We start from the raw sequence: 21,426 nt of genomic DNA, 5'->3' as shown, positions 1-21,426 counted from the left end.
CTTATTATGCAGACACTGGTTGAAATCTGGAATTACCCATTGACATGGTTCGAGTTTATTGCCTTTGTCTTTAATCTGGTTTGTGTCTATCTGAACACCAAGGAAAATGTTTGGGCATGGCCCATTGGAATGGTAGGCATCGTCTTTTCGATGTTATTGTTTTTTAATTTTCAGTTGTATGGCGATTTTTGTCTGCAATTTATATTCCTTGGCTCTTCCCTTTATGGGTGGTACGAGTGGCTATATGGCGGTGAACATAAAAGCATTTTACAGGTCTCGCGTGCCACGCCAAAACTATGGGCGCTGGCAACTGCATTTATCGGCATTGGATGGCTTTCTATGGGGTATTTTTTTGCGCATATTCATGATATCTGGCCAGGAATTCCGCAAACCAATGTGCCCTACTTTGATGCATTACCCACCATGATGAGTGTTGTGGCTCAGATGATGCTCGCCCGTAAAATATACGAAAATTGGCATCTATGGATTATGGCAGATGTGATATACGTAACCTTGTTCATCGTTAAAGAATTGTATCTGACCGCACTTTTGTATGGCCTTTTTATTGCGCTGTGTATCCTTGGGCTTCGAGAATGGAAAAAGTCAATGATAAGCCCCGCTTCCGTCACGGCTTAATTATTGGAAAGTTTTTGCCACCACATGAAGGGCATTTATACCTGATTAAATCAGCACAAGATCAGGTGGAACGGCTTACTGTTCTAGTATGTACCTTGACTTCAGAACCGATTCTTGGTGCGCTTCGATATGAATGGATGAAGGCCTTGTGTCCTGGGGTAGAGGTGTTGCACCATACTGCTGAGAACCCTTCATATCCGCATGAACATGCAGAATTTTGGACGATTTGGACCAATAGCATACGGGCATTGGTTCCGGATGGCCCAGATGTCGTTTTTACTTCCGAGGCGTATGGAACACCGTTGGCTGCGTGTCTAAATGCTGTGCATATTTGTATAGACCAAAAGCGTGAGGCATTTCCAATTTCTGGATCGGAAATTCGGGAAAATCCTTTTAAACATTGGCCTTTTTTGCCAGAACCTGTCAAAAAGTTATATGTGCTTCGGGTGGCTATTCTTGGAGCCGAAAGTACCGGAAAAACCACGTTAGCCAAACGACTGGCAGAGGAATATCAGACCGTATGGGTTCCTGAATACGGACGTATTTTTGTGGATGAATACCAACGCTTGCCCAGGCCAGAAGAAATGTTACACATCGCCCAAAAACAAATTGAACAGGAAGACCAAGCAGCGGGCAAGGCCAATCGGGTGCTTTTTTGTGATACAACTCCTTTAACAACTGCTATTTATGCCCGTTATTACTTTGACTTGAACGATGCGTCCCTTTGGGAATTGGCTGAACAGCACCGTTATGACCTCGTTTTATTGGCAGACAACGATATTCCTTGGGAAGCGGATGGCATCCAACGCGATGGGCCTGCGGTAAGGGCAGCATTGCAGGCGGTTTTTCGAGAGACCCTAAGTGAATTGAACATGCCTTATATGGTCATTTCAGGCAGAATCGAAGACCGAATACAACAAATAAAGCCATTGATTGATGCCTTGATCTGTGTTTAATAGAATAAGACCAGCAAAAAACTTTGAGGCCAAGGCCATTAGAGCATTTGTTGAGGACATGGATAAGACGGAAAAAGCCTTTATTTGTGCTTACTTATTTTTTATGCAATGGATTCCTAAATTTTGTGCCATAAATTATCCTTTATTTGCATTTGGACAAAAATTGACGCATTTTATTCACTCCCGATTTCCTCACCCATAATCCTCCGTTATGAAACCCTATATAACACTAACCATTTGTGGAATATATTTTGCCCTCCTTTCGGCTTGTACCAGTTCTACTGATTCTCCGACGCCTTCTGAGCCGGAAAGCAAAGCCAGTGCTGGCGAAACCGCAAAAATACCTCTACGGGACAATAGCGACGCCCGGATGAGCCCGAATGCCATGATTGCACAAAATGTGGGCAAAACGGTTATCACCATTTCCTATGGGCGTCCGGGGGTAAAAGGCCGAAAAATATTTGGAGGATTAGAAGCCTATGGTGAAGTCTGGCGGACGGGGGCCAATGAATCTACCGTTTTTTCTACGCCAGATGATGTACTGGTGAATGGTCAATTGCTCAAAAAAGGGATATATGCGTTATTTGTGATCCCCACAGAAGAAGAATGGACCTTGATTTTCAACCGCAAGTCCGACCAATGGGGTGCTTTTAATTATAATAAAAATGATGACGCCCTTCGTCTGAATATTAAGCCAGAGCAAATTTCTTTGGTAGAATGGATGACTTTCTCCTTTGATCAATTGACGGAGAATAGTGCAGTTGCTGCATTGTCTTGGGAAACCATGAGGTTGCCTTTCCGCATCGAAAGTACACGATAACCTTCACGAAAGAAGGGCTGCAATTGCGTCTATTTCGATTTGAAAGCCATGATGTAGAGGGTTTACGGGTACGACGGCACGGGCTGGCTTGTGGTCTCCCAAAACTTCGCTGTAAATGGCATTTACGCGGCCCCAAAGTGCCATATCCGAAACATAAATGGTCACTTTAAGGAGATGGTTCAGGCTGCTGCCTGCGGCTTCTAAAACCATCGAAACATTGTGTAGTACTTGTCTGGTTTGGTCTTCGATGCTACCAACAACATGGGTTTGGCCAGGGACAATGGGTAATTGGCCAGCCACATAAACCAATCTTTCATGGACGATGGCTTGGCTGTAATGACCAGCAGGTGTAGGAGCGAGTGGGGTAAATATGGTATGCAAGGGATTATGTATTAAGTGTTTGGGCGAAAATGGTGTCGGAGATTAAGTGTGCCGCCAATTTGGCTGTACGGTCGTCTTGGTCGTAGGTTGGGTTTAATTCCGCAATGTCTATCGAAACCAGTTTTGATGAGTAAATGATGGGCCTAAGAACCTCTCTTAACATCGCATCAGGATGTAGGCCCATGGCGGTTGGTGCACTGACACCGGGTGCAAATGCCGTCGCAAAAACGTCTAAGCAAATCGTGAGGTATAGTATATCCACAGTTGACATAAAGGTATGTATGGTTTTCCGTATCCCTTCTCGGTAGTCCGTGTGAAAATCGTCTGCTTGGATAACGGTTACATTCAGCGTGCGGGCTTGCTCAAAAAGGGCGGCAGTATTACCGTTTCTTTGTATGCCAAGTGCTAAATAATAAAGGGGTTCTTCTTGGGCAATTTGCCAGAATCCTGTTCCTGATGTAGGGCCTGTGCTTGGTTCAACGGCCCGTAAATCAAAATGTGCGTCAAAGTTAATAATGCCGATCCTTGCGTCGGGGAAGGCTTGGCGCAAGCCTTTATAATGGCCATACAACACTTCGTGTCCTCCACCCATGACCACGGTAAAATATTGATTGGTCTGAAGTTGATGAATAGCTGCGCTAAGATGTGATTGGGCCTCTTCTAATTGCGTTCCCACGCAGACGATATCTCCGACATCCGTTACCGTCACAAAGTCGGGAAAGTGCCAAGGGAGGTTTCTACAGGCATTTCGCAAAGAAACTGGGCCCAAAGAGGCTCCTGTTCTACCTTGGTTCCGCCGAACCCCTTCGTCGCAAGCAAAGCCCAAGAGTGCCACGGCTTTTTCTGGAGGGGCTGGTCCTATGTCTGATAAAGAGCGTATTTTTATGGCCTGATGCCACCGCCAATATTCGGGCGTTTCTCCATCTATTCGACCCTGCCAATGGGCGAGATCTGGATTTTGGTACATAATTATCTAATTTTATAGGCTTTACCGTGCTTCCAAACGTAAAAAGGTGCTATTCTCCCTTGAGAATACAAGATTTCGCGGTAATCATTTGTAGGATAGGCCTGAAAGTCACCCACATAGCCCACTTGCAATGATCCTGTATCAGACAACTCCAATGCTTTAGCGGCACGAAATGTTAAACCAGCAAAGACCTCGGCGGTACTGAGCTTCTGGTAGGTGGCCAAAACGGAGGCTTGTAACAACAAATGGCCCATTGGAGCCGATCCCGGATTGAAGTCACTGGCAATGGCAACGGTAGCACCTGCATCCAATAGGGCCCGTGCAGGGGCAAAGGGTTCTCCGAGGCCCATCGAAGCACCTGGCAAGGCAATGGCAACGGTCTTGGAGGCTGCTATTTGTTTGATTTCTGTTGGTCCACTGGCTTCGAGGTGATCTGCTGACGCAGCGCCCACTTTTACTGCAACCGTTGAACCGCCTGTGGTGAACTGGTCTGCATGAACACAGACCGAAAACCCGGCCTCTCGTGCTTTTTGTAAGTAAAGAAGGCCAACTTGGGAAGGAAATGCCGAACGTTCAATAAAAATATCTATACGCTTACTTAGATTTTCTTTTAGGATGACGGGCCAGAGTTCGTGTTCAATATAGGCCAAATAGCTTTGGTGGTCCCCTGCAAAGTCGCGAGGCAGCATATGCGCTGCAAGGCAAGTGGGAATGATGGTTGCGGTACTTTCTTGTGCAGCACGCTGGATGGCCCGCATCATGTTTAATTCTGCGTTAACCGATAAACCATACCCGCTTTTAACTTCGATGGTGGTGACTCCTTGACGCAAAAAAACATCGGTGTGATGCAATGTTTTGGTGGCAAGTTCGGCTTCGCTGGCCTCACGGGTTGCACCAACGGTTCGCCAGATGCCACCGCCGCTTTCGGCAATTTCCAAATAACTTTTCCCGGCATTTCGGGCAGCAAAATCTAGGGCGCGGCTGCCTGCAAAACACGCATGGGTGTGCGCATCTACAAAACCGGGAAGTACCACGGCTTCTTGTGTGATCTCCTGAATGGAAGCGTGTGGAAATTGCCTATGCAAATTATCAAATCGGCCAATGGCCTTGACTTTGCCTGCCTCAACCAAAATTCCACCCGCCTTAATACTGCGTAACCGATCATCGGTCAAGGCGCCTTTAAGTGGCAAATCATCCAAAGGAAGAATTTGGGTAAAAGGGCCAATGAGTACGGACTGGTTCATGTCATCACCTTTTTTTAACCCCACATATCTAAGTCAAACCGTTTCGCCCATTCTTGCGCCTTGTCATATCCGGCATCTGCATGGCGAAAAACACCTAAGGCTGGATCGTTGTGCAACACCCTACGAATACAGGCCGCTGCCCGATCCGTTCCGTCGGCCACCACAACCATGCCCGCGTGCTGCGAAAAACCCATACCTACCCCGCCGCCGTGGTGAAAGGAAACCCAAGTAGCGCCTCCCGCAGTATTGGACATTAGATTGAGCAAGGCCCAGTCGGAAACGGCGTCAGTTCCGTCTTTCATGGCTTCTGTTTCTCGGTTCGGAGAGGCCACGGAGCCACAATCTAAATGATCTCGACCAATGACAATCGGTGCTTTCACTTTCCCAGAACGCACCAGTTCATTAAAAAGCAAACCCGCCTGTTCTCGTTCACCCATTCCAAGCCAGCAGATACGTGCAGGAAGCCCTTGGAAAGCCACTTTTTCCTGCGCCCCTCGAATCCAAGTGGCGAGGCCCGTGTTTTCGGGGAAAAGTGCTAATAAGGCACGATCGGTGGTGAAGATGTCTTCCGGGTCACCAGAAAGCGCCACCCACCGAAATGGGCCTTTTCCTTCACAAAAAAGTGGGCGGATGTAAGCAGGGGTAAATCCTGGAAAATTAAAGGCATTGGGTTCGCCACCCTGACGCGCAAATTCCCGTAAATTGTTGCCATAGTCAAAGACAACGGCGCCGTTTGCTTGGTGCTGTAGCATGAAACCGACATGACGGGCCATGCTTCTTAATGCACGCTCCTGATAGAGGACTGGATCACTCTTTCGTAATTTAAGGGCTTCTTCTGGTGTTAATCCATACGGTACATAACCATTTAAGGGGTCGTGGGCGGATGTTTGGTCGGTAAGAATATCGGGTGTAATGCCCGCTTCCAACAGTTTTTCCAGTACATCGCCAATATCGCCTACCAACCCCACCGAGAGGTTTTCCTTCTTGCTCATGGCGGTTTGAATCCAAAGCATGGCCTCGCTAAAAGAATCGGTCATGCGGTCTATATAGTGTGTTTCCAAACGTTTTTGGATACGAGTGGGGTCTATATCTACGCCCAGAAAGGTAGCACCAGCCATTGTGGCGGCCAAGGGTTGTGCGCCGCCCATCCCACCCAAGCCACCTGAAACCAAAAGTTTTCCACGTAAATTGCCACCAAAATGTTGTCGGCCACATTCCATGAAGGTTTCGTAAGTTCCTTGAAGAATGCCTTGCGAACCGATGTAGATCCAGCTTCCGGCGGTCATTTGACCATACATCATCAACCCCCTTTCGCGTAGTTCATTAAAATGTTTCCAATTGGCCCAATGCGGAACCAAATTGCTGTTTGCAATGAGTACACGGGGGGCTTCAGGGTGTGTGCGGACGATTCCAACGGGCTTGCCAGATTGGATTAAAAGGGAGTGGTTTTCGTCTAATTCCAAAAGTAAGGCAATGATTTTTTCGAGAGCCGGACGGTCACGGGCTGCTTGTCCGATGCCGCCGTAAACAACAAGCTCTTCCGGGTTTTCAGCAACGGCTGCATCTAAGTTGTTTAATAACATACGCAAGGGAGCTTCCGTCTGCCATGACTTTGCGTGTAATTGGCGTCCCATTGGCGCGCGATAAACTGGATGCGCAGCATATGTCTTAATAAAGTCCGAAAGAGTCGAATCCATCGTTGAGTTCTTCATGGGAGGCTAATGTTTGGGTGAGGGTGTCGGAAAGAATGAGTTGGTGCAAAGCATGGATGTCTGCAGATAACACTTTGTCTTGGGTAGCAAAATCCACTTTTTCACGCACCAGTCCAATGATTTCTTCGATAATGGGGCTTGATTTTAAAGGCCGCCTAAAAGCAATGGCTTGAGTGGCATAGAGTAATTCTATCGCCTGAATGTATGCCAAATTATCGAGAACCATGTGTAGCTTGCGCCCACTAATAGAACCCATCGAAACGTGGTCTTCTTGGCCAAGCGAGGTAGGGATACTATCGGCAGAGGCTGGGAAACACAAGGATTTGTTTTCACTCACCAAAGCAGCTGTGGTGTATTGTGGGATCATAAAACCAGAATTTAATCCCGTGTCATGAAGTAAAAGTCTGGGTAGGCCATACCGCCCTTCAAGCATTAAATAGCATCGCCTATCGGCGATGTTGCCTAATTCTGCTGCAGCCAATGTTGCATAATCTAATGGGAGGGCAATCGGTTGTCCATGGAAATTACCACCACTGAGGGCCTCTTCCATCCCTAAAACGATGGGGTTATCCGTAACGGCATTGAGTTCGATCTCGGTCACTTCCTTCAGGTGGAGCCAAGCGTTTCTGGAGGCACCATGTACCTGAGGGATACAACGTAAGGAATAGGGATCTTGGACGCGGCCACATTCGGCATGAGAAGCCAATACTTCGGAACCATTGATTAACTTCCTAAGGCGCTGGGCCACCAACTGACTGCCCCGAAAAGGGCGAAGGTCATGCAGCCGCGCTTCGAATGGTTTTACGGAACCCATTAGTGCCTCGATGGAAAGCGCGCCTATGACATCCGCCCATTCGAGGTGATGATGTAGCCGCGCTACGCCATGTACAGCATGGGCAAGCATAAATTGGGTACCATTAATCAATGCCAACCCTTCTTTAGGTCCCAATTGAATCGGAGAAAGGCCCAGTTTTTCCAAAACCCGACGAGCAGGTTGACGATTTCCCTGAAAAAAAACCTCTCCAAAACCCAGAAGAGGTAAGAAAAGATGGGCCAATGGCGCCAGATCGCCAGATGCTCCCACGGAACCTTTTTCAGGAACAACTGGCGTGATGCCTTCTCGAAGCATCGTGAGAAGGAAGGCAATGGTTTGGGGCTGTATGCCGGAAAAGCCACGTGCCAAGGCATGAACTTTGCAGATAAGCATGGTGCGGGCCATCGTTTCGGAAATGGGATCACCCACACCCACACTATGACTAATTAGTAAATTGTGTTGAAGTTCTGCAGTTTGTGCCGGAGAAATCAAGGTATCACAAAGGGGGCCAAATCCTGTATTGATTCCATAGACGGGGGTTTCTCCAGAGGCCATTTTGGAGACATAGGCCGCATTTTGAGAGATTTTATGAATGACGGCTTCTGAAAGAATGCCTAAATCTGGCTTTTTTAATAAATCAAGAACAAAACCGACACCAAGGTGGTCTTTTCCAAATGAAAACATATCCGTGGTCAAAGGTTGCAGGGCCGGCTCATGGAACCGCTTTCAGCAAGATACAATATTTATTGCCGACAAAAAAACGGAACAGACAATCTAAACAATAGGCACGATTGCTTGATATGGCCTCCACTTCTTTGCCAAACTTGGATGCGATGATGGGTAAGCAACAAAACCGGGAATGCAAAGCGAAACGGGTAATTCGCCATTTAAAAGACCTAACCATAACCTTTATTTTGAAGGACAATACAATACAAGGTGCCCATTACAAAGATTTTGATATGGCATTTTTTATGCGCCTTCCAACCTCTTGCCCGATGGCAATACCAATTATTCCGCCTGCGAGAGCATCCGAAAGCCAGTGAACCGTCATCGTAACCCCCCATCCAATATATAGGGCATACCAAACAACCAATAACCGGAGTTCTCGTCGCCGGATAAAAGGGAGTAGGGCAAATGACATCGCAAAAGCAGTCATGGCATGGCCTGATGGGAAACCCTCAACTAAGCTTTCCCATAAATTGGCTCCTTGTAAAAAACCAAACCGAAACTGGGCACTAAAATCCACTTCGCCCAATGCCTCGAAGGGTTCGCGGGGAATGCGGTTGGTGAAGGCTTTCATAAAAGTGGAAATGCCCCATGTGGCGATAAAAGCATAGAGTGCTGCTTTTGCACGAAAGGCATCCATCACATGCTTTTTTCCTCGTAGAAAAAGCCAGATAGGAAGCACTACGGGCATTAATATCCCAATAAATACTGAGGGAATCGCAATATATTGCAGCCACATCCATTGTTCACTCCATTTTGCCCAGATCCAATCAAGGCCACTGAAAAGGCAGAGTACAGCCAAGAAGACCGCGAAGACAAGTAGATAAAAAGGGTGCTTCATGGTATCTGGATAACAGTTTTGCCAACTACCCGTTTCCCTTGTTCGAAATCGGCAAGGGTTTGGATAGCTTGACCAAGCGATACCGTTTGTCCAATAACCGGACGAAGATGGTGTTCGGAAGCCAACTTTGCCAAGGCGGCCAAGTCTTCTTGACGTACTTGGGTGATAAGGGGCTTTAAGCGGCTATTAAACAATTGGAAAAGCAAATTGAATGGTTTGGGATTAAGTTCCAAAAAAATACCTTTTTGGGTGAGAAGCGGTTTTATTTGTCCGAATGTGAAGATTCCGACTGTATCAAACACAATATCGTAAGGTCCGGAAAAGTCCGAAAGGCTGGTTTTTTTGTAGTCTAATACCTCGTCTGCGCCGAGTGATTTGGCCAACGCCAAATTAGATGCGCTGCAAGTACCTGTCACGTTGGCATTGTTTGCCTTGGCAATTTGGACGGCCATCATACCCACACCGCCTGTGCATCCAATAACCAAAACGCGGTTTCCGGATTGTAAGGCTCCTTTTTCCAATAATGCCCGCAAAGCCGCAGTACCCGCCATTGGCAAACACGCCGCTTCCTCGAAAGATAAATGTTCGGGTTTGAGGTAAGTAAGTTCCGTAGAAACAATAGCTTGTTCTGCAAAGGTTTGTGCATCTTTGAAGGGAACAAAACCAAATACTGCATCACCTGCTTTAAATCGTGGAGAATTGGATTGGGTGACGGTGCCAGCGAAGTCACTACCCATCCCACGAGGAAACTTAGTGCCTGTAAAAAGTTTCATCTCGCCTCGCCGGATTTTGAGGTCAACCGGATTGACCGAGGCGGCATGAACCTCTACCAAGAGTTCTGCTGCTTTCAGCGAGGGTAAGACCCGATCGGTCAAGTGCATTTGTTCAACACCGCCATAGGCGTTGTATTGGATTGCTTTCATAGGGGATTGCAAGATAATAAAGAAGGTGAAGCGTTTATTTAAATTACGTATATTGGTCTTGTCATTTTATATAGTCTGTAATTTTATATGTAGTAAATAAAAATAGGCTATTGAAAAATACAATAGAAAATGAATGTTTTAGACGTTGTGGCCACACAAAGCAAGAGAAATCCATTTCAAGGGCTTGTATCAATGGGAGGCCGTTTTTTCAAAAGATGCAACCGCTAAACGAACGAAATCCGAATGAGAAAAAACAAAGACTTTAACCCCAATCAGTGCCCCGTAACTCATTGTCTGAACCTGATCGGTGGGAAATGGAAACCGATTGTATTGTATCTGATTCCGCGAGGGTGCAACCGGTTTGGAATGCTTCAGAAGGCCATTCCTGCGATCAGTAAACAAATGCTGGTGCAACAGCTGCGGGAATTAGAAGAAGATGGGCTGATTAGCCGGAAGATTTATGCCGAAGTACCACCACGGGTCGAGTACGCCATCACCGATTATGGTGAAACCCTGTTCCCGCTGATTAATGCGATGAGTGAATGGGGGCTGGCAGATATGGCGAAGAAAACTTCCAAAATATCCGAGTTGGGATAAGAGGAATGTATTTCCAAAACAAAAAAAGGTGACCTCGGCGAGATCACCTTAAAATTGCCTTCTCAGAAAGTAGATTATGCCAAGTGGAACCGATCTAAGTTCATGACTTTGTTCCACGCGGAGACAAAGTCCCGTACAAATTTGGCTTGTCCATCGGCACTGGCATAGACTTCCACCAATGCACGAAGTTCGGTATTAGAGCCAAAGACCAGATCGGCGCGGGTAGCTGTCCACTTGGTTTCACCTGTGGCGCGGTCATGGCCTATAAAAGCCGTGTTTTCGGCATTGGTGGGTTTCCAAATCGTCCGAATATCCAAAAGATTTACAAAGAAATCATTAGATAGAACGCCGGGTCGTTGGGTTAGAACACCCTTTTGTGATCCATCGGTATTGATGTTGATGGCGCGTAAACCGCCCAACAAAACCGTCATTTCCGGGGCTGTAAGGGTGAGTAACTGGGCTTTGTCCACCATCAATTCTTCTGTAACCGATGCAAAGGCGGTTTTGGCGAAATTGCGGAAGGCATCTGCGTTGGGTTCCATTACGGCAAAAGATACCACATCGGTTTGGTCTTGCGAGGCGTCGGCCCGACCCGGAGTAAAGGGAACTGAAACCGCAAATCCTGCATCAGTAGCGGCTTTTTCGATGGCTGCGCAGCCTCCTAAAACGATGAGATCGGCCAAAGAAACTTGTTTACCGTCTGTTTGAGTTTGGTTAAACGCGGCTTGGATCCCGCCGAGCACGCCCAGGACTTTTTCTAATTGTGCAGGATTATTGACCTCCCATGATTTTTGTGGCTCCAGACAGATTCTTGCGCCATTCGCGCCACCACGTTTGTCAGATCCTCGGAAAGTGGAAGCCGAAGCCCATGCCGTTGCGACCAATTCCGAGACAGAAAGGCCCGAAGTCAAAAGCTGTGATTTAAGCCCGGTAATATCGGCATCCGTAATGATCGGATGGTTTACGGCTGGAATTGGATCTTGCCACACGAGGTCTTCGGCGGGTACTTCCGGGCCGAGGTAACGGGACTTAGGCCCCATATCTCGGTGGGTAAGTTTAAACCATGCACGGGCAAAAGCATCCGCAAATTCGTCTGGATGTTCAAAAAACCGACGCGATATTTTCTCGTATTCCGGATCGAACCGCAAGGAGAGGTCGGTGGTGAGCATAATTGGTGCATGGCGTTTGTCTGCAAGGTGGGCGTCCGGAACGGTAGCGGCTCCTTGTCCATGCTTGGGGATCCATTGGTGCGCTCCAGCGGGGCTTTTGGTTAATTCCCACTCGTAGCCGAACAAATTCCAGAAAAAGTTATTGCTCCAGCGGGTTGGGGTGGTGGTCCAAGCCCCTTCCAAGCCACTTGTGATGGTGTCTTCGGCATGTCCTTTTCCGTAGCTATTGATCCAGCCAAGGCTTTGATCTTCGATATTGGCCCCGGCGGGTTCACGTCCTACATATTTTCCCGGATCTGCCGCACCGTGGGTTTTGCCAAAGGTATGACCACCTGCAATGAGTGCCACGGTTTCTTCATCGTCCATGGCCATACGTGCAAAGGTTTCACGAATGTCTCGTGCAGCAGCAACAGGGTCTGGATTGCCGTTTGGTCCTTCAGGATTTACATAAATCAGACCCATCTGAACAGCTCCGAGCGGGTTTTCGAGGTCACGATCTCCCGAATATCGTTTATCGCCGAGCCATTCTGTTTCTGCACCCCAATAAATATCTTCTTCGGGCTCCCAAACATCTTCGCGTCCACCTGCAAAACCGAATGTTTTGAATCCCATAGACTCAAGGGCACAGTTTCCTGCCAAAATCATGAGGTCTGCCCATGAGAGTTTGTTTCCATACTTTTGTTTAATAGGCCAAAGCAACATGCGGGCTTTGTCTAAGTTGGCATTGTCGGGCCAGCTATTTAACGGGGCAAAGCGTTGCGTCCCAGAACCTGCACCACCACGCCCATCGCCCACGCGATATGTCCCAGCGCTATGCCAAGCCATGCGTATAAAGAAGGGGCCATAATGCCCGTAGTCGGCAGGCCACCAGTCTTGTGAGTCTGTCATTAATACAAAAATATCTTGTTTAACGGCTGCCAAGTCTAAGCTTTTGAACGCTTCTGCGTAGTCAAAGTCGGGATCCATTGGGTTGGAAGCAGTCGTATGCTGACGCAAGATGTTCAGTTTTAATTGATTGGGCCACCAGTCACGGTTGCTGGTTCCCGACATGCGGACTTTAGGTGTGTGGTGTACAACCGGACACTTTCCGGTTTCCGGAGAAAGATTTTCCATAGTCAATGTTTAAAAAATGGTTATTGGATACAGGTTGTAATTTACGGAAAACGCTTTCTATTCAACTTATACATATGGGCTTTTAAAGATGTAGTAAATATGTTTTAGAGTAAAAATAAAGGTCTATACATATGTAAAGACCTGTTATAGATTTATTTGTTTTTATGGATCATTTTTTCGGCTCTGGCATCACCACACGAATGTGCAACTCCTCCAATTGGTGATTGTCCACCGAGTCGGGAGACTGTACCATTAATTCTTGGGCGGATGCTGTTTTGGGAAAAGCGATCACATCACGCAAGGAGGGTGAACCCGTGAGCAGCATCACCATACGGTCTAAGCCGAGTGCAACACCGCCATGCGGAGGGGCTCCAAAGCGGAAGGCATCTAATAAAAATCCAAAACGGGCTTGGGCTTCTTCGGCGTCAATACCCAATAATTCAAACATTTGTTGTTGTACTTCTCGGTTATGAATCCGGATAGAGCCGCCTCCGATCTCGAATCCATTCAGCACGATGTCATAGGCCCGCGCCCGCACCTTGTCGGGATCGGTTTTCATGAGTGGTAGGTCGTCTGGGTTGGGTGATGTAAACGGGTGGTGCATGGCATACCAACGATCTTCGGTACTGTTGGGATCGCGCTCCACGAGGGGAAAATCGGTTACCCAAAGGAATTCCCATGCTTCACCGTCGGGGATGAGGTTCAATTCGTTCGCCAAGGCCAAGCGTAGCCCGCCCATTTGCTCAAAGACCTTGGGCTGTGGGCCTGCCAAAATAAAGACCAAGTCTCCTTTTTGAGCACCAATGGTTTCTAAGCCTTTTTTAACAAATTCAGCAGGCAGCACCTCGGCTTTAATAGAAGAATAAATGGTATCGTCTTGTTGCCACTTGAAGTAGATCAGTCCGGCAGCGCCCAATTTCTTACGGGCCACGTCTTTGTCCATTTTATCCAACCACGCACGGCCACGCTCGCTTTCACCGGGAACCAAAATCCCAACAATGGCCCCTTTGTTTTCTAAAACCTGATTAAAAATCCGGAAAGGAGAACCCGCAAAGGCCGTACTTAGATCAAATAGCGGTAAGCCAAAGCGTAAATCCGGTTTATCAACCCCATAAGTTCGGATTGCCGCATCGTAGGTCATTCTTCGGAAGGGCGTTTGCAGGGTAACGCCTTTTAGTTCCTGCCAAACCTTCACCATCAGCCCTTCGATGATCTGTTGAACCGCCGATTCGGTAGCAAAAGTCATTTCAACGTCTATTTGCGTAAATTCGGGCTGTCGGTCTGCACGCAGGTCTTCGTCACGGAAACACTTCGTAATCTGGAAATAGCGGTCCATCCCGGCCACCATTAGAATTTGCTTGTAGGTTTGTGGAGATTGTGGGAGCGCAAAAAATTGCCCGGGATGTACTCGGCTTGGCACCAAATAATCGCGCGCGCCCTCTGGCGTGGATTTCATCAGGACGGGCGTTTCCACTTCTATAAAATCATTTTCTGAAAAGTGACGGCGGGTAATTTGGTATAATTTGTGTCGAAGGATAAGGTTTTGTTGTAGTCCAAGGCGCCGCATGTCCAAATAACGATACCGCAGACGTAGTTCTTCATTGACTTTCCCAGACTTTTCCTCGTGTGCCGAGAGAGAAAACGGTACCGGATCGGAAGCATTCAGGATAATCAAGTCATGTACCCGGATCTCAATTTGTCCGGTGGGGAGTTTCGGATTTACATTTTCGGCATCTCGCTCCTGTACCACGCCCTGAACTGAAATCACAAACTCGCTACGGAGCGCTTCTGCGGCGGCATGAGCGGTTTGGTTGTCTTGTGGGGAAAAGACGACTTGCGTCAAGCCAAATCGGTCTCTAAGGTCAATAAAAATAACGCCTCCCAAATCGCGGCGTGTATCCACCCAGCCTTTGAGGGTTACGGTTTTCCCTACTTCGACGAGGGTTAAACTGCCACAAGTATGCGACCGTTCACCATGGGTGTCTTTTCCGAAATGTGTCATGTTTATACAGGATATAAAAGGTTGTTTTGCACCAAATCGCTATCGCCAATGTCAGAAAGCGCTTTTTAAAAACTATTCCCATAAAAAAAGGCCCGTTTCCGGCCTTCGGTTTTAGGGTGTAATTCCAAAAATATAGTTTTTACCCATCGTCGTGGCAATCAAGATTGTAAAAAGAATCATTCTACAATGCGAGGTAGGCTCAATCTGGTGTATAGAGGAGCCGCAAAATGCCCCAAATTCGGACAATAGACCTTGAGGTGGTGTATTTAGATCGCCCGATTTTTTAAGGCCCGTAACAAAACGATTGCAAAACCATCGTACTTTATGTTCATACCCCGAAAACCTTCTCCTAATGAAGCACATTTTTATTATTGGCAATGGAATTTCCGGTATTACGACCGCTCGGTATATTCGGAAGCAAAATCCTGAAATCAAAATCACCGTTATTGGCAACGAGACGGATTATTTTTATGCAAGAACGGCTTTGATGTATCTGTATATGGGCCATCTTCAATTTAATGATACCAAGCCTTATGAAGATGGATTCTGGAAAAAAAACCGAATCTCCCTTGTCAAAGGCGATGTGGTGTCTCTTCGTCCAGAAGACCGCAAGCTTCTTCTGGCAGATGGCCGTAGTTTTGTCTTTGACCAACTGGTTATCGCCTCCGGTTCTAAACCGCTGATGGCAAATTGGCCTGGCGAAACCCTTTCTGGCATACAAGGATTCTATGGGATGAACGATTTGGCGCTGTTGGAGGAAAATACCCAGAATATCCGTAATACAACGGTAATTGGGGGGGGATTAATTGGGATCGAATTGGCGGAAATGCTGCACACCAGAGGGCTTCACGTTACTTTTTTGGTTCGTGAGGGCCGGTATATGGAACGGATTCTACCGCCCGAAGAATCTGAATTGGTACACCAAGAAATCCGCCGCAATGGAATTTGCCTCCAATTGAATACGGCGGTTAAGGCATTTCATGCAGACAGGAATGGTCGTGTATCTAAGGTTGAAACCACCACAGGTCAAGAAATACCCACCCAATTGGCGTGCATCAGCATTGGCGTTACCCCGAATATTGATTGGTTGAACGGAAGTGGTGTCAACACCCGTCGTGGCGTGTTGGTGGATGCCCATTTTCAGACTAATTTCCCCAATATTTTTGCGGTTGGAGATTGTGCGGAATTTCAAAATCCGTTACCCGGACAACGCCCCCTTGAACAACTTTGGTACACCGGAAAGATGCACGGAGAAGTATTGGGAAAGGTGCTAGGCGGAGGAAAAGCGATGTATCAAAAAGGGGTATTCTTTAACTCGGCTAAGTTTTTTGATATGGAATATCAGGTATATGGCGATGTAACGCCTGATGTTCCAGCCGGGGTTCAGGAAGTTTTCTGGCAACATCCGCACGACCACAAGTCTATCCGCATCCGATACAATGCCACAACAGGATCCGTTATTGGTTTTTTGGTGATGGGGATACGGTTTAGACAACAAGCCTGCCAAGAATGGATCAGACGAAAAACACCCATCAAGGAGGTGCTGACAAATCTGAAGATGGCCTTTTTTGATCCTGAATTTTTTGATACTTTTGGAACGGAAGTGAGAGAGGTCTATAAGGCTGCCACTGGAAAACCATGGACCATGCCTTCCATTCCCAAACGAACTTTTTGGCCGTTCTATAGACCCAAATAAAGTTTTTTGGGGAATTAATTAATACGTTCTTTGGTTATCAATCATGATTCAAGCACAACTTACAGAAAAACTAAATACCTTGGAAAATGCGACATGCGTCCTGCTAAATCACGCAGAAACCTTCCCGGAGGCGGCAAGAGTGGTGAAGCCTTCCCCTGATGTATGGTCGCCGATAGAGGTAGTGTATCACCTCTATTTGTCTGAAAGAATGTCTCAGGTTTTGGTTCAGCGGTTTCTTTCTTCTGGTAAAAAGGCGTCTCAGGCAAGCCTTAAATCTACCATCGGTATGTGGAAACTTCGGATTGGCAACCTCTTGCCTGTACAGATCAATGCCCCTGGTCCGGTCGCGAAAATTCCGCCGAATTTGCAATGGGATCATGTTCGGGAGGAATGGTTTGTCCAGCGAAGAGACCTTCAAACGTGGTTGGGGGGACTTCCCGACGAAGTGGTGACTTCTACTTGTTTTCGGCATCCGATTGCCGGAGATATATCTTTGGTGCAGATGCTGGACTTTTTCTTGATCCATCTGAACCGTCATGAGTTGCAAATCCGAAAGCGGCTTAAGGCGTAAGGGTTTTGTGTATAAGGTTTTTTTCCATCAAAACCACCGGAAGCTTCTCTCCATTGGGCAAGGGTACACGAATGTTGTTGGTCTCGTGATAACCGTGCCGTGCATATAACGGAACGCCCGCCAAAGTGGCCCCGAGGGAAAACCTGCGGAATCCCGCCTCAAATGCCTTTAGTTCGCACCACGCCAATAATTGCCCGCCTATTCCCATCCGCGCCCAAGCTGGATGAACAAAAAAGGCACGGATCCGAGCAGCTTCGGTTTGTGGATCCATCCATTCCCCGTCTTCGCGGTGGGTTGCATGGTCGCTCCCGAACAATGTTTTTCGGCCAGACCACCCACCACAGGCAACGACAAGCCCTTCATTTTCAACCACGTAATAAGTTCCATCCAGAATCAGCTGAGAATCTGCACCAAATACCGTTCCGATAGCACCTTCCAACTGCCGATCGGTATAATAAGGGGCCTGTAAAATGCGGGTAGAATGTGCAATTAAGTCATTAAGTATGTGTACTTCGTCCATCCGTGCGGGACGAATAGGGGCCTGAAAATGGGTCATGTTGTAATGGATAAAAATCTAAAAGCCCAAAGAATTAATCAAAGATATATCCTCTTCTGACGCAGTTCCAGTTTGCCGTTTTTCCAATAGCTCGGATACAAAGAGGGTGGCATAGGGGCCTAAGATGGTATCGCTGCGTTTGGCATGTTCCCTAAAATGGGTTACCAAAGCTACTGGAATCTTTTTACCATTTAGATAAACCTCCCGCTTGGTGCCATTAGGCCCTAAAGGGGCGGCATTGGGAAAACTTTTGTGGGGTTCGAATTGTCGAGAACCAAAATGACAACCCACACATTGCACGGGCGATTTTAAAGTTTGTGGTTTGGCCAGTGTTTGTTCTGCCAACTTGCCCGCTTGATCATATACCCAATAATCCCAAAAGCCATCTTGGCGCTTTTTCATTACCGTGGTTTCTACCCACTTTCCGTCTTCGCGGTGTTCGCCAACAAAGGTAGTTCCCACAGGATACAAAATTTTTTCACCATTTTCTTTGTACGAAGTGAGTGCTGTTCGGATCGCAGATTCAGGCACATAGACATCTCGTATGGCAGTGGTCATGACCCCCGAAACAGATAGTCTAAAGCCTTGTTTATACGAATCTTGCTGTAAAAATAATGAAAGTGACACAGGCATATTTCTGGCGCGGTTATAGGTGGCCGCAACCCAAGATTTTAGGCCGTTCCAGTCCATTTTATCCGCTGGCAGTTGGGCGGCTGCCTCAGGAGAAACGGCTTTAAGGGCTGACTTCCGGATAAAGAAGGCCGTTCCGTCTTTCACCAGAATCCCGGCTTTAATTGGATCTTGGCCTTCGGGGGCGGCATACCCACCAAGATAAAACAATAATAAACGTTCTTGATCGGACTTGTTTAGGCTAACGGGCAGTAAATCGGGATCGGATGTGGGTGAACAGCCGCTTATCATTGCCCAAAAAAGCCAAACGATAATAACTTTTTTCATCGGTATGATGTATGGTATGTGATGATCTGTGGGCAGGGAACTGCAAGATAATGCAATAACCCCTATAAGAATGTGGGGGAAATGATGAAACACAGACCGAACAGCAGCGACCATCGGTTGTCTTGGCGTCTAATACCCTTATTTGGACTTTCGCAACTGAATACGGGTGTACACGTTTTTTCCGACCAATGCACCTTGGTGCTTGCCGAGAACAAGGGCGTGCAAGTAGTGGATGCCCCCATAAAGCCTACTCATCCCAGCTTCGGTAGCGGCTTCCTCGAAGGAACGAAAGGTGCGTGGCTTGATCCCATAGCTCTCCTCGGATCGGTCCGTAAAGCGGAATTTATTGCCAAAGAAATGGGCCAATACAGTAGCGGCGGCCATCGAAATGACACTATGACCACTGGTATGTTCCGGAAAAGGTGGGGTTTCGAGCATGGGTCGCCACTCAGGATCTATGTACTTCCGAATCACCGTGATCGGGCGGACAAATTCATCGGCATACTTTTGTTCCCAAGCAGCAATGAAGCCATCGGCGAGGGCCAGCGAAACCATGCAATACGCTTCAGCAGTTTGAACCGGCGAACTTTTTTTTGTATTGGTTGCCATCTCGGTGATGCCAATCCAATGGGCGGGTGGGGATATTTTTTTTATGGTGATTGCAAGATGGCCTTGGTATTGTGTGGTTGCAGGACTATCGTCCCAAAAGTCGGCGATCCACTTTTGTTCTGCCGTTAGGGTTTTCGTGGTCTGATATACCCGCATCAATTCGGTGTGGTATTTGGATCCTGGCGTCATATCAAATTTGGGTGGGCCTTCTACCCTAAATTGGGCGCTTGAATCCATCACAAATGGACGTATCTTGCTCCAATTCGGCTCTAATGCCGCCATGTAATTTGGGGGCGTTGGTTGCCATTTATCTTCGCCCTTTTTTACATCGTACCGACGCATAGAGCGGGTTTGGGCGTATTGATCGGTTTTAGACCATGCCACCACTCTCGCGGCAATGGCATTGCCCAATTGTGTAGATCGTGCGGCTACTTCGGGCGGGATATTTAGTTTTTCAAATGCCGACATCGCGGTTTGGCGCTTTTCTGCAAGCATTGTAGTGGAAAAAACAAATTTTCCGGCAGTTTCAAAAAATGCCTGTGTTCCTACCAAAAGCCAATGATATGTTTTGCCCGGCTCTGGTTGCGGCATTTCGGGAAATGAACCCAGTTGCCCATATAAGCTACGATACGTTGGGTCTTGGCGATGAATGCCTTCATAAAGTGCGGTCATTGTGTACGCATAAACCCTGCTGGCGACGGGGGGCGAGAGAATATCATGTACGATGGTCTCCGTCAAAGCATGCACACTTTGGTGCATCAAGGTGCGGTGTAGGGTTTGCTCGGCTTTTGTGGAATGGGGTTGGGAAAAAGAAAAGGGCACCCAACAAATCCAAAGAAAGACATAAAAAAAACGTTTCATCAGTTTAAAGATCGGTGAAAAGGGTTCCAAAGAAAGCTAATTGGGGAAAATGAGGATTCCAAATGAAGAACCAAATGGGTTTCGGGGCGTAATGAAAAATTAAAGCAAAGAAACAATGAACGAACAAGAACGCCTTACTACGTCGGTTTTTGGTACTTTGCCCGATGGAAGGTCGGTGTACCGCTTTGTATTGACATCGCCTTATGGAATTGAGGTTGCTTTATGTAATTGGGGGGCAACGGTGTTGCAAATACAAATGCCCGATTGCAACCAAGACGTGGGTGATGTTGTTTTGGGGTATGATACGTTAGAGGGGTATATGCAAGATCCGTTTTACCTTGGGGCCACCATTGGGAGGGTCGCTGGACGAATCAAGGATGCCCGTTATTGGAAAAATGGAAAGCGGTATCAGTTAGGGCGTAATGCGGGGCTGCATCATCTACACGGCGGTGAAAAGGGCTGGAGCCGTGTCCTCTGGGACGCCTATCCTTTTGAAACCAATCATTCTTCGGGCGTGGTGTTCTGTCATACGTGCAAAGATGGAACCGAAGGCTATCCTGGAAATGTAACGGCTTCGGTTCGTTATACCTTGTGTGGCAAAACACTCCAAATTCATTATGAAGCAATGACCGATCAGGAAACACCCCTCAACCTAACCAACCACACGTATTTTAATTTAAAGGACGGGGGCGCAACGGGCATAGAATCCCACAAACTTTTTATTCGTGCGGCATATTACCTGCCCATGAGCGAAGCCTATGTCCCGCAAGGTTCCTTTGATCCGGTGTACAATACGCCTTTTGATTTTATGAAGCCCCGTAAATTGGCCAAAAAGATGGACGTACCGAACCCCCAATTACAGCAGGCGGGCGGATTAGACCATTGTTTTGTTTTGGAGGAAGAGTCTTACACGCCTTGTTTGGCCGCTACATTGCGGGAAAAATCTTCCGGACGATCCTTGGATGTCTTTACAACCTATCCCGCTGTGCAATGTTATTCGGGCAATTTTTTGGACGGTTCCCAAAAAGGCCGTGGAGCAATTCCTTATATCAGGCGTGCAGGAATTTGTCTCGAAACCCAATATTTCCCCGACTCCCCGAATCAACCCCATTTTCCCTCCATCTTTTTGCTTCCGGGGGAGGTTTATCAGCAACAAACCCTCTGGCGATTTTCATGGGGAGCATAGAACTTGTTAGAACAAGTGATCAAGAATTGCAAGATTGGCAACCATCTACAATACTTTGGGTTGTACATCCTTTAATTAAACCCGTCCTG

The 21,426-nt window shown here is 47.3% G+C and carries 19 protein-coding genes; 7 read left to right on the top strand and 12 right to left on the bottom strand.

Going from position 1 to position 21,426, the window contains the following annotated elements:
* Nucleotides 1-6: 6 nt before the first annotated feature.
* The 3 genes from JNN12_13760 to JNN12_13750 all read left to right on the top strand — a co-directional run bounded on the left by JNN12_13760 (nt 7) and on the right by JNN12_13750 (nt 2,412).
* A complete protein-coding gene (locus JNN12_13760; protein ID MBL7979401.1) occupies nt 7-636 on the top strand; it encodes a nicotinamide mononucleotide transporter in 630 nt (209 codons plus the stop codon).
* A complete protein-coding gene (locus JNN12_13755) occupies nt 594-1,592 on the top strand; it encodes an AAA family ATPase (protein MBL7979400.1) in 999 nt (332 codons plus the stop codon). The genes JNN12_13760 and JNN12_13755 overlap by 43 nt, the downstream gene beginning before the upstream one ends.
* 211 nt (nt 1,593-1,803) lie before the next feature.
* A complete protein-coding gene (locus tag JNN12_13750) occupies nt 1,804-2,412 on the top strand; it encodes a DUF2911 domain-containing protein (protein MBL7979399.1) in 609 nt (202 codons plus the stop codon).
* A gap of 3 nt (nt 2,413-2,415) precedes the next feature.
* Here JNN12_13750 and JNN12_13745 read toward each other — a convergent pair whose 3' ends face one another.
* From JNN12_13745 to JNN12_13715, 7 genes are all read right to left on the bottom strand, one after another.
* Complete coding sequence (locus JNN12_13745; protein MBL7979398.1) at nt 2,416-2,793, bottom strand: RidA family protein; 378 nt, start codon at nt 2,791-2,793, stop codon at nt 2,416-2,418.
* Nucleotides 2,794-2,797: 4 nt separating this feature from the next.
* A complete protein-coding gene (gene hutG / locus JNN12_13740; protein MBL7979397.1) occupies nt 2,798-3,760 on the bottom strand; it encodes a formimidoylglutamase in 963 nt (320 codons plus the stop codon).
* Nucleotides 3,761-3,762: 2 nt separating this feature from the next.
* On the bottom strand, nt 3,763-5,004 hold the full coding sequence (gene hutI / locus JNN12_13735; protein MBL7979396.1) for an imidazolonepropionase: 1,242 nt from the start codon (nt 5,002-5,004) through the stop codon (nt 3,763-3,765).
* Between the two features lie 14 nt (nt 5,005-5,018).
* The gene (locus JNN12_13730; protein MBL7979395.1) at nt 5,019-6,701 is read right to left on the bottom strand and encodes a urocanate hydratase; all 1,683 of its coding nucleotides are present in this window, start codon (nt 6,699-6,701) and stop codon (nt 5,019-5,021) included.
* Nucleotides 6,673-8,214: a histidine ammonia-lyase gene (gene hutH / locus JNN12_13725; protein ID MBL7979394.1), complete on the bottom strand. Its 1,542-nt coding sequence runs from the start codon at nt 8,212-8,214 to the stop codon at nt 6,673-6,675. The genes JNN12_13730 and hutH overlap by 29 nt, the downstream gene beginning before the upstream one ends.
* 259 nt (nt 8,215-8,473) lie before the next feature.
* Complete coding sequence (locus tag JNN12_13720) at nt 8,474-9,097, bottom strand: phosphatase PAP2 family protein (protein ID MBL7979393.1); 624 nt, start codon at nt 9,095-9,097, stop codon at nt 8,474-8,476.
* A complete protein-coding gene (locus JNN12_13715) occupies nt 9,094-10,020 on the bottom strand; it encodes an NAD(P)-dependent alcohol dehydrogenase (protein MBL7979392.1) in 927 nt (308 codons plus the stop codon). The genes JNN12_13720 and JNN12_13715 overlap by 4 nt, the downstream gene beginning before the upstream one ends.
* A 243-nt stretch (nt 10,021-10,263) precedes the next feature.
* On the opposite strand from JNN12_13715, the gene JNN12_13710 reads away from it, so the two are divergent.
* On the top strand, nt 10,264-10,617 hold the full coding sequence (locus JNN12_13710) for a helix-turn-helix transcriptional regulator (protein MBL7979391.1): 354 nt from the start codon (nt 10,264-10,266) through the stop codon (nt 10,615-10,617).
* Between the two features lie 74 nt (nt 10,618-10,691).
* Here the strand turns inward: JNN12_13710 and katG are convergent, their stop codons facing one another.
* Nucleotides 10,692-12,899, bottom strand: a complete 2,208-nt coding sequence (gene katG / locus JNN12_13705; GenBank protein MBL7979390.1) for a catalase/peroxidase HPI — start codon at nt 12,897-12,899, stop codon at nt 10,692-10,694.
* A 169-nt stretch (nt 12,900-13,068) separates the two neighbouring features.
* Nucleotides 13,069-14,901, bottom strand: coding sequence for an aspartate--tRNA ligase (gene aspS, locus JNN12_13700; GenBank protein ID MBL7979389.1), 1,833 nt, complete (start codon nt 14,899-14,901; stop codon nt 13,069-13,071).
* Nucleotides 14,902-15,253: 352 nt separating this feature from the next.
* Here aspS and JNN12_13695 point away from each other — a divergent pair, with 352 nt between their 5' ends.
* Together JNN12_13695 and JNN12_13690 are read left to right on the top strand one after the other, a co-directional pair.
* Nucleotides 15,254-16,597, top strand: a complete 1,344-nt coding sequence (locus tag JNN12_13695) for an NAD(P)/FAD-dependent oxidoreductase (protein MBL7979388.1) — start codon at nt 15,254-15,256, stop codon at nt 16,595-16,597.
* A 43-nt stretch (nt 16,598-16,640) separates the two neighbouring features.
* Nucleotides 16,641-17,168, top strand: a complete 528-nt coding sequence (locus tag JNN12_13690; GenBank protein MBL7979387.1) for a DinB family protein — start codon at nt 16,641-16,643, stop codon at nt 17,166-17,168.
* Here the strand turns inward: JNN12_13690 and JNN12_13685 are convergent.
* The 3 genes from JNN12_13685 to JNN12_13675 all read right to left on the bottom strand — a co-directional run bounded on the left by JNN12_13685 (nt 17,158) and on the right by JNN12_13675 (nt 20,151).
* Nucleotides 17,158-17,724, bottom strand: coding sequence for a GNAT family N-acetyltransferase (locus tag JNN12_13685; GenBank protein MBL7979386.1), 567 nt, complete (start codon nt 17,722-17,724; stop codon nt 17,158-17,160). The genes JNN12_13690 and JNN12_13685 overlap by 11 nt on opposite strands.
* 18 nt (nt 17,725-17,742) lie before the next feature.
* Nucleotides 17,743-18,681, bottom strand: a complete 939-nt coding sequence (locus JNN12_13680; GenBank protein MBL7979385.1) for a hypothetical protein — start codon at nt 18,679-18,681, stop codon at nt 17,743-17,745.
* Between the two features lie 138 nt (nt 18,682-18,819).
* Nucleotides 18,820-20,151, bottom strand: coding sequence for a vanadium-dependent haloperoxidase (locus JNN12_13675; GenBank protein ID MBL7979384.1), 1,332 nt, complete (start codon nt 20,149-20,151; stop codon nt 18,820-18,822).
* Between the two features lie 115 nt (nt 20,152-20,266).
* Between JNN12_13675 and JNN12_13670 the strand changes: the two genes are divergently transcribed.
* The gene (locus JNN12_13670; protein MBL7979383.1) at nt 20,267-21,337 is read left to right on the top strand and encodes a galactose mutarotase; all 1,071 of its coding nucleotides are present in this window, start codon (nt 20,267-20,269) and stop codon (nt 21,335-21,337) included.
* The last annotated feature ends 89 nt before the right edge of the window (nt 21,338-21,426 follow it).

The sequence above is a fragment of the Bacteroidetes Order II. bacterium genome, from assembly GCA_016788705.1.
Classification (GTDB): domain Bacteria; phylum Bacteroidota; class Rhodothermia; order Rhodothermales; family UBA2364; genus UBA2364.
This window is presented reverse-complemented; position numbering and strand designations above follow the sequence as displayed.

What these genes read in the sequence shown, in the direction of transcription:
- JNN12_13760 (MBL7979401.1), top strand. Translation starts at nt 7, where the DNA reads ATGCAGACACTGGTTGAAATCTGGAATTACCCATTGACATGGTTCGAG.
- JNN12_13755 (MBL7979400.1), top strand. Translation starts at nt 594, where the DNA reads ATGGAAAAAGTCAATGATAAGCCCCGCTTCCGTCACGGCTTAATTATT.
- JNN12_13750 (MBL7979399.1), top strand. Translation starts at nt 1,804, where the DNA reads ATGAAACCCTATATAACACTAACCATTTGTGGAATATATTTTGCCCTC.
- hutG (MBL7979397.1), bottom strand. Translation starts at nt 3,760, where the DNA reads ATGTACCAAAATCCAGATCTCGCCCATTGGCAGGGTCGAATAGATGGA.
- hutI (MBL7979396.1), bottom strand. Translation starts at nt 5,004, where the DNA reads ATGAACCAGTCCGTACTCATTGGCCCTTTTACCCAAATTCTTCCTTTG.
- JNN12_13730 (MBL7979395.1), bottom strand. Translation starts at nt 6,701, where the DNA reads ATGGATTCGACTCTTTCGGACTTTATTAAGACATATGCTGCGCATCCA.
- hutH (MBL7979394.1), bottom strand. Translation starts at nt 8,214, where the DNA reads ATGTTTTCATTTGGAAAAGACCACCTTGGTGTCGGTTTTGTTCTTGAT.
- JNN12_13720 (MBL7979393.1), bottom strand. Translation starts at nt 9,097, where the DNA reads ATGAAGCACCCTTTTTATCTACTTGTCTTCGCGGTCTTCTTGGCTGTA.
- JNN12_13715 (MBL7979392.1), bottom strand. Translation starts at nt 10,020, where the DNA reads ATGAAAGCAATCCAATACAACGCCTATGGCGGTGTTGAACAAATGCAC.
- JNN12_13710 (MBL7979391.1), top strand. Translation starts at nt 10,264, where the DNA reads ATGAGAAAAAACAAAGACTTTAACCCCAATCAGTGCCCCGTAACTCAT.
- katG (MBL7979390.1), bottom strand. Translation starts at nt 12,899, where the DNA reads ATGGAAAATCTTTCTCCGGAAACCGGAAAGTGTCCGGTTGTACACCAC.
- aspS (MBL7979389.1), bottom strand. Translation starts at nt 14,901, where the DNA reads ATGACACATTTCGGAAAAGACACCCATGGTGAACGGTCGCATACTTGT.
- JNN12_13695 (MBL7979388.1), top strand. Translation starts at nt 15,254, where the DNA reads ATGAAGCACATTTTTATTATTGGCAATGGAATTTCCGGTATTACGACC.
- JNN12_13690 (MBL7979387.1), top strand. Translation starts at nt 16,641, where the DNA reads ATGATTCAAGCACAACTTACAGAAAAACTAAATACCTTGGAAAATGCG.
- JNN12_13685 (MBL7979386.1), bottom strand. Translation starts at nt 17,724, where the DNA reads ATGACCCATTTTCAGGCCCCTATTCGTCCCGCACGGATGGACGAAGTA.
- JNN12_13680 (MBL7979385.1), bottom strand. Translation starts at nt 18,681, where the DNA reads ATGAAAAAAGTTATTATCGTTTGGCTTTTTTGGGCAATGATAAGCGGC.
- JNN12_13675 (MBL7979384.1), bottom strand. Translation starts at nt 20,151, where the DNA reads ATGAAACGTTTTTTTTATGTCTTTCTTTGGATTTGTTGGGTGCCCTTT.
- JNN12_13670 (MBL7979383.1), top strand. Translation starts at nt 20,267, where the DNA reads ATGAACGAACAAGAACGCCTTACTACGTCGGTTTTTGGTACTTTGCCC.